At 60.2% G+C, this 13,622-nt stretch carries 14 protein-coding genes; 11 read left to right on the forward strand and 3 right to left on the reverse strand.

The window, feature by feature from the left end; translation table 11 throughout:
* Positions 1–47: 47 nt before the first annotated feature.
* Positions 48–770 (reverse strand): PA1041 family peptidoglycan-binding anchor lipoprotein, encoded by a 723-nt coding sequence (locus IEQ42_RS02090; protein WP_210702407.1) that lies wholly within the window; start codon positions 768–770, stop codon positions 48–50.
* An 89-nt stretch (positions 771–859) separates the two neighbouring features.
* Complete coding sequence (locus IEQ42_RS02095; RefSeq protein ID WP_042557964.1) at positions 860–1,555, reverse strand: PA1041 family peptidoglycan-binding anchor lipoprotein; 696 nt, start codon at positions 1,553–1,555, stop codon at positions 860–862.
* Between the two features lie 199 nt (positions 1,556–1,754).
* Between IEQ42_RS02095 and IEQ42_RS02100 the strand changes: the two genes are divergently transcribed.
* From IEQ42_RS02100 to IEQ42_RS02115, 4 genes are read left to right on the forward strand one after another with little or no spacing between them, the layout of a single operon-like run.
* Positions 1,755–2,252, forward strand: a complete 498-nt coding sequence (locus tag IEQ42_RS02100; RefSeq protein WP_042557963.1) for a DUF6231 family protein — start codon at positions 1,755–1,757, stop codon at positions 2,250–2,252.
* 4 nt (positions 2,253–2,256) lie between these two features.
* Positions 2,257–2,733, forward strand: coding sequence for a YchJ family protein (locus IEQ42_RS02105; RefSeq protein ID WP_115146436.1), 477 nt, complete (start codon positions 2,257–2,259; stop codon positions 2,731–2,733).
* Positions 2,734–2,790: 57 nt separating this feature from the next.
* Positions 2,791–3,285: an LEA/WHy family protein gene (locus tag IEQ42_RS02110; protein WP_210702408.1), complete on the forward strand. Its 495-nt coding sequence runs from the start codon at positions 2,791–2,793 to the stop codon at positions 3,283–3,285.
* Positions 3,282–3,491: an SEC-C metal-binding domain-containing protein gene (locus tag IEQ42_RS02115; protein ID WP_008083915.1), complete on the forward strand. Its 210-nt coding sequence runs from the start codon at positions 3,282–3,284 to the stop codon at positions 3,489–3,491. Before IEQ42_RS02110 ends, IEQ42_RS02115 begins: the two co-directional genes overlap by 4 nt.
* Positions 3,492–3,767: 276 nt before the next feature.
* Here the strand turns inward: IEQ42_RS02115 and IEQ42_RS02120 are convergent, their stop codons facing one another.
* On the reverse strand, positions 3,768–4,325 hold the full coding sequence (locus tag IEQ42_RS02120) for a cysteine hydrolase family protein (RefSeq protein WP_210702409.1): 558 nt from the start codon (positions 4,323–4,325) through the stop codon (positions 3,768–3,770).
* Positions 4,326–4,517: 192 nt separating this feature from the next.
* On the opposite strand from IEQ42_RS02120, the gene IEQ42_RS02125 reads away from it, so the two are divergent.
* From IEQ42_RS02125 to IEQ42_RS02155, 7 genes are all read left to right on the forward strand, one after another.
* On the forward strand, positions 4,518–6,968 hold the full coding sequence (locus IEQ42_RS02125; protein WP_210702410.1) for a penicillin acylase family protein: 2,451 nt from the start codon (positions 4,518–4,520) through the stop codon (positions 6,966–6,968).
* Positions 6,969–7,234: 266 nt separating this feature from the next.
* Positions 7,235–8,269 (forward strand): ligase-associated DNA damage response exonuclease, encoded by a 1,035-nt coding sequence (locus tag IEQ42_RS02130; RefSeq protein WP_210702411.1) that lies wholly within the window; start codon positions 7,235–7,237, stop codon positions 8,267–8,269.
* Positions 8,266–9,954 (forward strand): ATP-dependent DNA ligase, encoded by a 1,689-nt coding sequence (locus IEQ42_RS02135; protein ID WP_210702412.1) that lies wholly within the window; start codon positions 8,266–8,268, stop codon positions 9,952–9,954. The genes IEQ42_RS02130 and IEQ42_RS02135 overlap by 4 nt, the downstream gene beginning before the upstream one ends.
* Positions 9,955–10,191: 237 nt before the next feature.
* A complete protein-coding gene (locus IEQ42_RS02140) occupies positions 10,192–10,974 on the forward strand; it encodes a transporter substrate-binding domain-containing protein (protein ID WP_210702413.1) in 783 nt (260 codons plus the stop codon).
* A gap of 56 nt (positions 10,975–11,030) precedes the next feature.
* Positions 11,031–11,759 carry an ABC transporter permease gene (locus IEQ42_RS02145; protein WP_042557956.1) on the forward strand — a complete coding sequence of 243 codons (729 nt, stop codon included), beginning with the start codon at positions 11,031–11,033 and terminating at the stop codon, positions 11,757–11,759.
* The gene (locus tag IEQ42_RS02150) at positions 11,756–12,466 is read left to right on the forward strand and encodes an ABC transporter permease (protein WP_210702414.1); all 711 of its coding nucleotides are present in this window, start codon (positions 11,756–11,758) and stop codon (positions 12,464–12,466) included. Before IEQ42_RS02145 ends, IEQ42_RS02150 begins: the two co-directional genes overlap by 4 nt.
* 30 nt (positions 12,467–12,496) lie before the next feature.
* Complete coding sequence (locus IEQ42_RS02155) at positions 12,497–13,615, forward strand: succinylglutamate desuccinylase/aspartoacylase family protein (protein ID WP_210702415.1); 1,119 nt, start codon at positions 12,497–12,499, stop codon at positions 13,613–13,615.
* The last annotated feature ends 7 nt before the right edge of the window (positions 13,616–13,622 follow it).

The raw sequence follows: 13,622 nt of genomic DNA on the forward strand, positions 1-13,622 counted from the left end.
CACTAATCGCCGTCCGACAGCTCTAGCTTGCGGACTACAGACCCATCCTAACGATTGATATGTAACTCCACGCGACGGTTTTGCGCGCGGCCCTCGTCCGTTGCGTTGTCAGCCACTGGCTCACCCTCGCCACGCCCTTCACTGGTGAGTTTGTTCGGTGCAAGCCCCTGACTCAGCAGGTAAGCGGCCACACTGCTGGCGCGCCGTTCCGACAATGCCTGGTTATACGCATCCGAGCCTTTGCTGTCGGTATGACCGATCACCTTGATGCTCACCACGTCGGCGTTGCGCAGTTTGTCCATCAGGGTATCGAGCTGAGCTGTCGCTGCCGGGGTCAGGTCGGACTTGTCGAATGCGAACAACACATCGCCGGCATCGCTCAAGGTGACAACTTCGGTTTGCGTCGCCGGTTCGACCGGTTTTTCAACGACCGGATACTGCGGCAGTGGGCAGCCACGGTGATCGACTGGCGTGTTGGCCGGGGTATCCGGGCAACGGTCGCGACGGTCGAACACGCCGTCGTCGTCTTCATCGCCATCCTGGGCGTAACAGATCAGTCCGCCGGTTAAAATCCCCAGCGCTGCGCCGCCACCGGCCCAGCCAGCGCTTTCAATAGCGCCGAGCCCGCCGCCGACCAGCCCGCCAAGAAGGCTGCAGATCGGCCACGTACGTTGATTGAGGGGGGCAGTGCCATCGCTGTGAGTGGCGCAACCGGTCAGCAAACTGCCAAGCAGCAGCACCGGCAAGACGGACCTTGAGAAAACAGTCATTGTGAAAGCTCCTGTGTCACCGGCCCATACCGGTTACACAGGAGTAAAGACCCGCATCCGCGACTGCACAAGCCGCGGATGCAAGAGGACTAACGGTTGATTTTGATTTCGGTACGACGGTTCTGAGCACGACCGTCAGCGGTTTTGTTATCCGCAACTGGCTGGCTTTCACCGGCGCCGGTCACCGAAACGAAGCTGCCCTGCGGTATGCCGCTCTCGACCAGGTACTTGACCACCGAGTGTGCACGACGATCCGACAGTTTCTGGTTGTAGGCATCGCTGCCCACGCTGTCGGTGTGACCGGTGACGGTCAGTTGCGCAGTCGAGGATTCCTGTTTCAGGCGCGTGGCGACCTTGTCGAGCACCATTTTGTCAGCGCCGGTCAGCGTGGCTTTGTCGAACTGGAAGTGAACATCGCGGATGACGATGGTTTCTTCCTTGACCACTACGGCTTCTTCAACCACTGGCGCAGGGACGGGTGGAGGGCAACCATCTGCATCGACCTGCACACCTTTAGGCGTGCCCGGGCACTTGTCGCGGCTGTCCGGCACGCCATCGCCGTCTTCGTCGCCATCACCGTGCACCCAGCAATAGGCCGCCGCCATACCACCGACGATCAGCGCGCCGCCGCCCGCCCACGATGCACTCTCGGTCGCGCCGAGACCGGCACCGACGACACCACCGACCGCCGCACAGGTCGGCCAGTCGGTTTTCTGCAAACCTGCGCAACCAGTCAACACACTGGTTAGCAGAACCAAGGGTAATGCTGTCCGAACTATGCTCATCTAGTTTTCTCCTGAGGGATCGGCTTGAAACCGATTCAGGGAGTAAAGACCGGAGTTTTAATCTCCGCCAGCAATAGACGACTGCTGTTTGCCACCGTGTTCACAGGACTTCGACGTTTTTGCTGGAAACCTGCGAGACAGGGCTCTTTGCTGCCGCAGTCAGGCAGGCTAGTCTTGGCGGTCTGATTGAGGAGCTTCGATGAACGCCGCCATTTCTTCCCGCACGCCCCAACAGGCGTTAGCCGCTTTGCTGGATCGCTATGCCCCGGCGCGCTTGCTGCTGATCGGCGCCAGTGAATTCCCGGCATTGGCCGCTTTTAAAGCAGCCCACCCGGACACCTGCGTGGCCCATGCCGCCCCGGGAGCCTTGCCTGCTGAACTGGCGGCGCGGCGTTTCGATCTGGCCCTTGTAGTCGATTGCCTGGAACATTTGCCCAAGCGCGACGGCCTGAATCTGCTGGGTGGCATTCGTAATCTCAACGCCAGTCGCATTGCGGTGCTGGCGGATCTGTCGGCCAGTGGCTGGCAGGAAACCGATTTCTATTCGCTGGCGCTGCAAGCCAGCGAGCGCTTTGCCCGCGACGAGCAAGTTCTGACTCTGTTCACCTATGATCTGCTTGACTACAAACAAGTCCCCGACTGGCTCAACTCACGGTTCTGGGCCAATCCGGAAAACTTCGGGAAATATTGGTGGTAATGCAATGAGTACAGCCATTTGCCCTTGCGGCAGCGGCAATCTGCTGGATGCCTGCTGCGGTCATTATCACGAAGGCCTCCCGGCCCCGTGCGCCGAAGCCTTGATGCGCTCGCGCTACAGCGCCTATGTGCTGGGGCTGATCGATTATCTGGTGGCGACCACCCTGCCCGCCCAGCAAGCAGGGCTGGACCGGCAATCAATCGGCGCCTGGAGTGCGCAAAGCACTTGGCTGGGCCTCGAGGTCGAAAGCTCGGAAGTCTTCGGCGGCCAGCCGGAACACGCCTTTGTCACCTTCACCGCGCGCTGGCACGACAGCCAGGGCGAACACAGCCACCGCGAACGCTCTTCATTTGTGCAGAACGCCGGGCGTTGGTATTTCATCGATCCGACGGTGCAGTTGAAACTGGGGCGCAACGACAGTTGCCCGTGCGCCAGCGGGCAGAAGTTCAAGAAGTGCTGTGCGGGTTACTTCGGCGCTTGAGATGAAAAAATCGGCCAATCTTTTAGGGCTAGGCTGAGCGACAAAAGGAGCTACTCCATGTTTGCTCAACGACGCGCATTGCAATCCCTCGCCTTTTTCCTGTTTCTGGGGCTCGGCGGCTGCGCCTCATGGTTCGCCGACGATACCCGCGACCCCGCCGTGCATCTGGTAAAAGTCGAAGTGGTGCGCGCCAAACTCCTCGAGCAGAAGTTCATCCTGCACTTTCGCATCGACAATCCCAACGACAGCGATCTGACCGTGCGCGGCCTGGAATACCGTATTCATCTGGCTGACATGTTGCTGGCTGAAGGCGAGCATGAACACTGGTTTACCGTCGGCCCCAAACACAGCGCGTACTTCAAAGTGCCGATCCGTACCAACCTGTGGCCGAAGGTAAAAGGCGTGGTGAAAATGCTGAAAAACTCGAAGCAGCAGATTCCCTATCGATTGCAGGGGGAAATGGAAACCGGTTTATTCATCGCTCACTACGTGCACCTTGAGCGCAATGGCGTGATAATCCCCGCCGATTTAATTCCGGAGCAACACCGATGACCCAACAACCTCATGTCCATGGCCCTGATTGCAACCACGATCATGATCATGACCATCATCACGATCACGACCACGGCCATGTTCACGGCCCGAACTGCGGCCACGCCCACCAGGAACCGGTGCGCAATGCCCTGAAAGACGTCGGCCGCAACGACCCTTGCCCTTGCGGCAACGGCAAGAAATTCAAGAAGTGCCACGGGGCGTGATGTTCCCGGCGAACTATTCCTTCGCCTGATCAACCGCCTTCGCGAGCAGGCTCGCTCCCACAGTTGACCGGTGCCAGGCAAGACACCTGTGTGCACCGCAAATCCTGTGGGAGTTGGCTTGCCAGCGATGAGGCCGCGCTCCCGGCCGAAATGTCACCTGATACACCGCTATCGCTGGCAAACCAGCTCCAGCAGTGACGGAGTTCCTTCAGTTGCCATGCAATCTACTGTGGGAGCGAGCCTGCTCGCGAAGAGGCCGGCCCATTCAGTAATGGTTCAGCCTGCCGCCAGAATCTGCTCAACCCTGACCACCGTCGCATACTCCCCCTCCAGATTCCCCAGCGACATCCCATGCACCTCTTCAGCTGAACGCGGCGTGCCGAAAAAATCAGCCTTGTCGAAGGTGAAGCACGCATCCTCCGCGACCCACGCATCAAACCCCAGGTTGCCTGCCGTGCGCGCCGTGGACTCCACCGAGTTGTGGGTGGCGACGCCAACGATGATCAACTGCCCGATTCCCGCCTCACGCAGGCGCGCTTGCAGCCCAGTGGCGCAAAAAGCGTCCGGCACTTGTTTCTGAATCAGCCATTCGCCATCCCGAGGCAAAAATCTCTGCTGAAACTCCACCCCTTCCAGCTCGGGCCAGAACACTGAATCCGGCGAGCGCGACAGGTGCTGCACATGAATCACCGGCCGCCCACTGCGCCGCCAAACACTCAGCAAATCGAGGATGCGTTCTTCAGCCAGTGGATTATTGCGCCGCCCCAAGCGCGGATGCAGGATGCCTTTTTGCTGGTCGATGATGATCAGTGCAGCGTTGGCCTGAAGCTCCATGGCGGTTTTCTCGCGAGGGTCATTTGATTTGTCGCAGTTCAGCATCTCTCCCTTCAACCAGGCAAGCCATGAAATGATCATCGATCAGTGGCAAGAAATAACCACTCGCCCCGCTTGCGCGGCATCCTCCTGCTCACTAACGTAGCGCCTTTATTGCGCCCCCAGCCTCTACACCCCCGCAGGAGCTTTGCCATGGCCTCGCCAGCCCTCACACATTTTCTTCCCCGGTTCGGCGTTGCCGCAGCAGTGGCCGGTGTTTTGAGCCTGACCGGTTGTCAGACCTGGAACGCTCAGGACACCCTCCCGCCCACCTCTGGCGTGCAACCGCTCAAGGGTCTGGCGCAGAACGTTTCAGTGCGCCGCAATGCCATGGGCATGCCGTTGATCGAAAGCAACAGCTTCCACGACGCCCTGTTCGCCCTTGGCTATGTCCACGCCAGCGACCGCATCAATCAGATGGTCACCCTGCGCCTGTTGGCTCAGGGCCGTCTCGCGGAAATGTCCGGCGCGTCGATGCTCGACGCCGACCGCTACATGCGCGCGGTCAATCTGAAGAAGAGCGCCGGTGAGCTGTACAAAGCCTCCTCACCCCGGCTCAAGCGCTTTTTCGAAGTCTATGCGCGGGGCGTCAACGCCTACCTGTTCCGCTATGCCGACAAGCTGCCGGGCGACCTCGCCTCCAGTGGCTACAAGCCTGAATACTGGAAACCAGAAGATTCGGCGCTGATTTTCGTCCTGCTGAACTTCAGCCAGTCGGCCAACCTGCCGGAAGAAATCGCTTCGCTGGTACTGGCACAGACCGTCACCACCGACAAGCTTGCATGGCTGACCCCGTCGTCGCCTGACGAAAACCTGCCGCTGGGCGAAGCCGACAAGCTGCAAGGCCTCAAGCTCAACGGGCAGATCCCCGGCCTGAGCGAATTGAGCAGTGCCAGCCAACAGCTGTCGACGTTGAACCTGCTGGGCGCGATGTCTTCGAACAATTGGGCCATCGCCCCGCAACGCAGCCGCAGCGGCAAAAGTATTTTGGCCAGCGACAGTCACGGCCCGTTGGCCGCGCCGTCGCTGTGGAGTTTCGTGCAGATCCGCGCGCCGAAATATCAGGCTGCCGGCGTGACCGTTGCCGGTCTGCCGATGGTGCTCGGTGGTTTCAACGGCAAAGTGGCCTGGAGCATGAGCAGCGTGCTCGGCGACAATCAGGATCTGTTCCTGGAAAAAATCCGTCGCCAGGGCAGCAGCCTGACCTACGAGGTCAATGGCAAATGGCAGCCACTGGGCGTGCGCAACGAAACCTACTTCGTCAAAGGCCAGCGGCCGATTCGCGAAGCGGTGTACGAAACCCGTCACGGCGCACTGCTCAACAGTGCCAAGGCTGCGGCGCAAGGCAGCGGCTACGGCCTGGCCTTGCAGACGCCAAGCTTCACCGACGACAAATCGCTGGACGCATTTTTTGATCTGAGCCGTGCACAGAACGTTGAACGCGCGTCGGACGCCAGCCGGGAAATCCGCGCCATCGCGTTGAATCTGGTGTTCGCCGACGCCAGCAACATCGGTTGGCAAGTCACCGGGCGCTTCCCCAATCGCCGTGAAGGCGAAGGCCTGCTGCCATCGCCGGGCTGGGAAGGTCGTTATGACTGGGACGGTTACGCCGACCCGATGCTGCACCCCTACGATCAGGACCCGGCGCAAGGCTGGCTCGGCACCGCCAACCAGCGAGTCATCCCGCATGGTTATGGCATGCAGTTATCCAACTCCTGGGCTGCGCCGGAACGCAGCGAGCGTCTGGCAGAACTGGCCGGCAGCGGCAAGCACGACAGCCGCAGCGTGATCGCCATGCAATACGACCAGACCACAACTTTCGCCGGCAAACTGAAGAAAGTCTTCGACGCGCCAGGCATGAAGCAGCCGCTGAAACAGGCGATTGATGCCCTGCCGGAAGCCGATCGCAGCAAGGCGCGTGAGGCGTTCACGCGGTTGATGGCGTTCGACGGCAAGCTCAGCCCGACTTCGGCCGATGCGGCGATCTACGAACTGTTCCTGCAAGAAAGCATGAAACAGATCTTCCTCGACGAACTCGGTCCCGAATCCAGCCCAGCGTGGAAAGCGTTTATCGCTAACGGCGAATTGTCCTACGCGGCGCAGGCCGATCATTTGCTGGAGCGCGAGGACAGTCCGTTCTGGGATGACCTTCGCACGCCGCAAAAAGAAGACAAGGCCGTGATACTCGCCCGCAGCTTGGCGGCGGCGATCAACGCTGGCGACAGTCAGTTGGGCGGTGATCACAAAACCTGGCAGTGGGGCAAATTGCACAGCTATGCGTGGAAGAACGCCAATGGCCAGACCGTTCGCGGGCCGCTGGCGGCAGGCGGCGATCACACGACGCTGAATACTTCGGCGTTTGCCTGGGGTCAGGACTTCACTACTACCCGCGCGCCATCGATGCGCTTTATCGTCGACTTCGGTCAGACCGAACCCTTGATGGGGCAGAACGGCACAGGGCAGTCGGGGAATCCGCTTAGCCCGAATTACCTCAATGGCATCGATCAATGGCTCAAGGGGCAGTACATCGGATTGCCGATGCAGCCACAGAACTTTGATCGGGTTTATGGGAAAACGCGTTTGACCCTGACCCCGGGCAAGTAACGAAGATCAAGAGCCCCTCACCCTAGCCCTCTCCCAGAGGGAGAGGGGACTGATCCGGGGATATTCGAGAGATACACCGACCTGAGCGAGCTCACCCGAATCCATAATCGACTCGGCTTTTCGGGTCGATGTAAATCGCCGGACAACACGGCCGGCCCCCTCTCCCTCCGGGAGAGGGCTGGGGTGAGGGTAGCTCTCGAAAATCCATAGAACTTCTCACCACGCGCCAACCTCATAGCTAACAAGCCCCCCATTCTGGCAATGACATGGATCTTGTTATCGCGCGCCCGGAAGGTTTGTACTGCCCTGCCGGGGATTTCTATATCGACCCCTGGCGCCCCGTCGAGCGTTCAGTGATCACCCATGCCCACGGCGATCACGCCCGCACCGGCAACCAGCACTATCTGGCCAGCAGCGCCAGCGAAGGGATTCTGCGCTCGCGCCTGGGACAGGACATCAACCTGCAAACCCTCGCGTACGGCCAACGCCTGACCCATCACGGTGTCACCTTGAGTTTCCACCCGGCCGGTCACGTGCTCGGCTCGGCGCAAGTACGCCTGGAATATGGTGGTGAAGTCTGGGTCGCCTCCGGCGATTACAAGATCGAGCCGGACGGCACCTGCGCGCCGTTCGAACCGGTGCGCTGCCACACTTTCATCACCGAATCGACCTTCGGCCTGCCGATCTATCGATGGCAGCCGCAGGCGCAGGTGTTCAGCGAAATAAACGAATGGTGGAAAGGCAATATCGCCGCCGGCAAGGCCAGCGTGTTGTTCTGCTATTCCTTCGGCAAAGCCCAGCGAATCCTCCACGGCATCGACGAAAGCCTCGGGCCGATCCTCAGCCACGGCGCCGTCGAACCGTTGAACCGGGTTTACCGCGACGCCGGCGTATACCTGCCGCCGACGATCTACGCCGGTGATGTGAAAAAAAGCGATCCGATCATGCGCCAGGCCTTGGTCATCGCCCCGCCGTCAGCCGGCGGCAGCACCTGGATGAGGCGCTTCGGTGACTTCAGCGACGCGTTCGCCAGTGGCTGGATGCGCCTGCGCGGCACGCGTCGGCGGCGTGGAGTCGATCGCGGTTTCGTGCTGTCCGACCACGCCGACTGGCCCGGTCTGCTATGGGCGATTGAGCAGACCGGCGCCGAACGGGTGATGGTCACCCACGGCTCAATTGGTGTGCTGGTGCGCCATCTGCGCGAGCAAGGTCTCGATGCCCAAGGCTTCAACACCGAATACGGCGATGACGAAGAAGATAGCGCCGCTGCCACTCCGACCATTGCAGAGATACCAGCATGAAAGCCTTCGCCGAGTTGTACGCCGAACTCGACGCCACCACGTCCAGCAACGCCAAACTGGCCGCCATGCAGGCCTACTTCGCCAAAGCCGAACCGCAAGATGCGGCGTGGGCGGTGTACTTCTTGTCCGGTGGCCGGCCACGGCAACTGGTGCCGGTGCGGATCCTGCGCGAACTGGCGGTCGCGGTCTCCGGGCTCACGCCATGGCTGTTCGAGGAGAGCTATCAATCGGTTGGCGACCTTGCGGAAACCATTTCGCTGGTACTGCCGGAAAACCCGCACAGCTCCGACGCCGGCCTCGCCGAATGGATCGAGGACAAATTGCTACCGCTACGCGGTGAAACCCCGGAGTCTCTGTCACTGCAATTGCCCGCACTGTGGGCGCAACTGGATCGGCCGAGCCTGATGCTGTGCATCAAACTGATCACCGGCAGCTTCCGCGTTGGCGTATCGAAACTGCTGGTGACCCGCGCGCTGGCGTCGATGGCCGGGCTCGACAGCAAACGGGTCGCCCAGCGTCTGGTGGGTTACACCGACCTGTCGAATCGGCCCGATGCAGCCAGTTATCTCAAGCTGATCGCCGCAGAATCTGCCGACGAGCATGCTCAGCGCGGTGGCCAGCCGTACCCGTTTTTCCTCGCGCATGCCTTGTCGCAACCGGTTGAAGAATTCGAAGCGCTGATCGGCCCTGCCACCAATTGGCAGGTGGAATGGAAGTGGGACGGCATCCGCGCGCAAGTGGTCAAGCGTGAAGGCCGGTTGTGGGTGTGGTCGCGCGGCGAAGAACTGGTGACCGAGCGCTTCCCCGAACTGGATGTGCTGGTCCACGGTTTACCCGATGGCACGGTCATCGACGGCGAAATCGTGGTGTGGAAAAGCACCCGTCCGCACACCGAAGACGCCTTTGATCCGCAATCGACCGAGCCGCCCGCGGTGCAACCGTTCGCCCTGCTGCAACAGCGAATCGGGCGCAAAACCCTCGACAAGAAAATCCTCGAAGACGTACCGGTGGTGGTGCTCGCCTACGACTTGCTGGAATGGCAAGGCGAAGACTGGCGCAATCAGCCGCAAGCCCGGCGCCGTGCGCAACTGGAGGATGTCATCGCCCGCTGCAACAGCCCGGTGTTGCTGCCCTCGCCAGTATTGACCGGCACGGACTGGTTCGACCTCGCCCGTCAGCGCGAAGCCTCGCGGCGCCTGGGCGTCGAAGGCATGATGCTCAAGGCACGCGATTCTTTATATGGCGTGGGCCGCACCAAAGACATGGGCGTGTGGTGGAAATGGAAGGTCGACCCCTTCAGTGTCGACGCGGTATTGATTTATGCACAACGCGGTCATGGCCGCCGCGCCAGCCTGTACAGCGATTACACCTTCGCCGTGTGGGATGGCCCGCCCGAGTCCAGTCAGCGCGCACTGGTGCCGTTCGCCAAGGCCTATTCAGGACTGACGGATGCCGAAATGCGGCAGGTCGACAGCATCGTGCGCAAAACCACCGTGGAAAAATTCGGCCCGGTCAGCAGTGTAAAACCGAGCCTGGTGTTTGAACTGGGATTTGAAGGCATCGCCCTCTCGCGCCGGCACAAGAGCGGAATCGCCGTGCGTTTCCCGCGGATGCTGCGCTGGCGACAGGACAAGACTGTGGACGAGGCCGATAGCCTGGCGACGTTGCAGGATCTGTTGGCCTGACCCTCACCCGCGATCGTTTCCACGCACCGCACGGGAACGATCTCGCACGCAAAAAGTGCATCACATCTGCGATGCCCGTTTCCGTGCATCAATTTTCTGCTTATCTATTAATCCCACCTTTTAAAACACTTGTTCGGGACTATGGTTCGGAAATTGCTACTTTCTATAGGTCGTACGCGTTCCAGTAACAATAATTCTGCGCCACAAGCGCTCATATTGGTTCTTAGGGATTGAATAATGAAAAAAGCATTGCTGACCCTTTCTGCACTGGCGTTGTGCATGGCCGCTGGCTCCGCGCTGGCCAAGGAATACAAAGAGCTGCGCTTTGGCGTTGACCCTTCGTACGCACCGTTTGAGTCGAAAGCGGCCGACGGCAGCCTGGTAGGTTTCGACATCGATCTGGGCAACGCGATCTGCGCCGAACTGAAGGTCAAGTGCAAGTGGGTCGAAAGTGACTTCGACGGCATGATTCCGGGCCTCAAGGCCAACAAATTCGACGGTGTGATCTCGTCGATGACCGTGACCCCGGCTCGCGAGAAAGTCATCGATTTCTCCAGCGAACTGTTCTCCGGCCCGACCGCTTATGTGTTCAAGAAGGGTTCCGGTCTGAGCGAAGACGTCGCGTCCCTCAAGGGCAAAACCGTCGGCTACGAGCAAGGCACCATTCAGGAAGCCTACGCCAAAGCCGTGCTGGACAAGGCTGGCGTGAAGACTCAGGCCTATCAGAATCAGGACCAGGTTTACTCTGACCTGACTTCTGGCCGTCTCGATGCCGCCATTCAGGACATGCTGCAAGCCGAACTGGGCTTCCTGAAGTCGCCAAAAGGCGAAGGCTACGAAGTCAGCAAGCCCGTCGACAGCGAATTGCTGCCGTCCAAAACTGCTGTCGGTATTAAGAAAGGTAACACTGAGCTGAAAGCGCTTTTGGATAAAGGTATCAAAGCGTTACACGACGACGGCAAATACGCCGAGATTCAAAAGAAACACTTTGGCGATCTGAATCTGTACAGCGGCAAATAATGCCCCGGCGCCCATCCTCGATGGGCGCCTTTTCCATCCGCTCAGGTTGCTGATTTATGTTCGAAAACCTCTTACAAAATCTGGGGCTCTCCGCGTTCAGCCTTCAGGGTTTCGGCCCGTTGCTGTTGCAAGGCACCTGGATGACCATCAAATTATCGGCGATGTCGCTGCTGGTGGCCGTGTTGCTCGGCCTGCTCGGCGCCAGTGCCAAGCTGTCAAAAGTCAAACTGGTGCGTCTGCCCGCCCAGCTCTATACCACGCTGATCCGCGGGGTGCCGGATCTGGTGCTGATGCTGCTGATCTTCTACAGCCTGCAAACCTGGCTGACGTCGCTGACCGATTACATGGAATGGGAATACATCGAGATCGACCCGTTCAGCGCCGGTGTGCTGACCCTGGGCTTCATTTATGGCGCGTATTTCACCGAAACCTTTCGTGGCGCGATCCTCGCCGTCCCACGCGGGCAGGTTGAAGCCGCCACTGCGTATGGCCTCAAACGCGGCCAGCGCTTTCGCTTCGTGGTGTTCCCGCAAATGATGCGCTTCGCCCTGCCGGGCATCGGCAACAACTGGATGGTGATGCTCAAGGCCACGGCGCTGGTGTCGATCATCGGTCTGGCCGATCTGGTCAAAGCCGCGCAGGACGCCGGTAAAAGCACTTATCAACTGTTCTACTTCCTGGTACTCGCCGCGTTGATCTATCTGCTGATCACCAGTGCCTCGAATTTCATCCTGCGCCGGCTTGAACGCCGTTATGCCGCCGGTTCCCGGGAGGCCGTACGATGATCGAACTCCTGCAGGAATACTGGAAAGCCTTCCTTTATACCGACGGCCAGAACATCACCGGGCTGGCGATGACGATGTGGCTGCTCAGCGCTTCGATCTTCATCGGTTTCATTGTGTCGATTCCGCTGTCGATCGCTCGGGTTTCCCCGCACTTCTATATCCGCTGGCCGGTTCAGTTCTACACCTACCTGTTCCGTGGCACGCCGCTCTACATTCAACTGCTGATTTGCTACACCGGCATCTACAGCCTCGCCGCCGTTCGCGAGCAGCCGATCCTCGACAGCTTCTTTCGCGATGCGATGAACTGCACGATCCTCGCGTTCGCCCTGAACACCTGCGCCTACACCACGGAGATTTTCGCCGGGTCGATCCGCAGCATGAACCACGGCGAAGTCGAAGCGGCCAAGGCCTACGGTCTGACCGGGTGGAAGCTGTATGCCTACGTGATCATGCCTTCGGCCCTACGTCGTTCGTTGCCTTACTACAGCAACGAAGTGATTCTGATGCTGCACTCGACCACCGTGGCCTTCACCGCGACCGTCCCCGACATCCTGAAAGTCGCCCGGGACGCCAACTCGGCGACCTTTCTGACTTTTCAATCGTTCGGCATCGCCGCGCTGATTTACCTGACCATTACTTTTGCGCTGGTTGGCCTGTTTCGCCTCGCCGAACGCCGATGGCTGGCCTTCCTCGGACCGACTCACTAAGCCCCGCTCTCAGGATTAAAGAGAAAGAACATGCGACACCAGATACATGACCTGCTGGCCCCGCTGCCGGGGACCGCACGACAGATTCACAGTTTTCACTTTGGCCCGGAACAGGCCAGAGGCAAGGTCTACATCCAGTCCTCGCTGCATGCCGATGAATTGCCCGGCATGCTCGTGGCCTGGCATCTCAAGCAGCGCCTTGCCGAGCTGGAGGCGGCCGGCCGTTTGCGCAGCGAGATCGTGCTGGTACCGGTGGCCAACCCGATCGGCCTCGAACAAGTGCTGATGGACGTGCCACTGGGCCGCTACGAACTGGAGAGCGGGCAAAATTTCAATCGCTGGTTCGTCGACCTCAGCGAAGAAATCGGCAACGCCATCGAGGGCCAGCTGGGCGATGACCCGCAACGCAACCTCGAGCTGATCCGCACCAGCCTGCGCCACGCCCTCGCCCGCCAGACCGCCTGCACGCAACTGCAATCACAGCGCCTGACCCTGCAACGGCTGGCCTGCGACGCCGACATGGTGTTGGACTTGCACTGCGATTTCGAATCCGTGGTTCACCTCTACACCACGCCCGAAGCGTGGCCGCAGGTCGAGCCGCTGGCGCGTTACATGGGCTCGCAGGCCAGTCTGCTGGCCACTGACTCCGGCGGACAGTCGTTCGATGAGTGTTTCACCCTGCTGTGGTGGCAACTGCGGAAACGTTTCGGCGAACAGTTCGAGATTCCGCTGGGCAGTTTTTCAGTGACCGTAGAGTTGCGCGGTCAGGGCGATGTCAATCACCCCATGGCCAGCCGCGACTGTCAGGCGCTGATAGATTATCTGATCCAGTCCGATGCCATCGTCGGTGAGACAAAACCGCAGCCGCCATTGCCGTACCCCGCCACGCCACTGGCCGGGGTGGAACCAGTGACCACGCCGGTCGGCGGCCTGCTGGTGTACACCGCCACGGCGGGGCAATACCTGGAGGCGGGCCAACAGATCGCCGAAATCATCGACCCGATCAACGATCGCATCACCCCCGTTCATTGCACCACTGCCGGCCTGATGTACGCCCGTTCGCTGCGGCGCATGGCCACGGCCGGCATGGTGATCGCCCACGTCGCGGGCGCCGAAGCCTATCGCAGCGGCTACCTACTTTCGCCTTGAGGATGTC

This window comes from Pseudomonas iridis (assembly GCF_017980685.1).
In the GTDB taxonomy this organism is placed as follows: Bacteria; Pseudomonadota; Gammaproteobacteria; order Pseudomonadales; family Pseudomonadaceae; genus Aquipseudomonas; species Aquipseudomonas iridis.

Bases quoted from the DNA above. Each gene is read 5' to 3' on its own strand.
- IEQ42_RS02090 (WP_210702407.1), bottom strand. From the start codon at position 770: ATGACTGTTTTCTCAAGGTCCGTCTTGCCGGTGCTGCTGCTTGGCAGT.
- IEQ42_RS02095 (WP_042557964.1), bottom strand. From the start codon at position 1,555: ATGAGCATAGTTCGGACAGCATTACCCTTGGTTCTGCTAACCAGTGTG.
- IEQ42_RS02100 (WP_042557963.1), top strand. From the start codon at position 1,755: ATGAACGCCGCCATTTCTTCCCGCACGCCCCAACAGGCGTTAGCCGCT.
- IEQ42_RS02105 (WP_115146436.1), top strand. From the start codon at position 2,257: ATGAGTACAGCCATTTGCCCTTGCGGCAGCGGCAATCTGCTGGATGCC.
- IEQ42_RS02110 (WP_210702408.1), top strand. From the start codon at position 2,791: ATGTTTGCTCAACGACGCGCATTGCAATCCCTCGCCTTTTTCCTGTTT.
- IEQ42_RS02115 (WP_008083915.1), top strand. From the start codon at position 3,282: ATGACCCAACAACCTCATGTCCATGGCCCTGATTGCAACCACGATCAT.
- IEQ42_RS02120 (WP_210702409.1), bottom strand. From the start codon at position 4,325: ATGGAGCTTCAGGCCAACGCTGCACTGATCATCATCGACCAGCAAAAA.
- IEQ42_RS02125 (WP_210702410.1), top strand. From the start codon at position 4,518: ATGGCCTCGCCAGCCCTCACACATTTTCTTCCCCGGTTCGGCGTTGCC.
- IEQ42_RS02130 (WP_210702411.1), top strand. From the start codon at position 7,235: ATGGATCTTGTTATCGCGCGCCCGGAAGGTTTGTACTGCCCTGCCGGG.
- IEQ42_RS02135 (WP_210702412.1), top strand. From the start codon at position 8,266: ATGAAAGCCTTCGCCGAGTTGTACGCCGAACTCGACGCCACCACGTCC.
- IEQ42_RS02140 (WP_210702413.1), top strand. From the start codon at position 10,192: ATGAAAAAAGCATTGCTGACCCTTTCTGCACTGGCGTTGTGCATGGCC.
- IEQ42_RS02145 (WP_042557956.1), top strand. From the start codon at position 11,031: ATGTTCGAAAACCTCTTACAAAATCTGGGGCTCTCCGCGTTCAGCCTT.
- IEQ42_RS02150 (WP_210702414.1), top strand. From the start codon at position 11,756: ATGATCGAACTCCTGCAGGAATACTGGAAAGCCTTCCTTTATACCGAC.
- IEQ42_RS02155 (WP_210702415.1), top strand. From the start codon at position 12,497: ATGCGACACCAGATACATGACCTGCTGGCCCCGCTGCCGGGGACCGCA.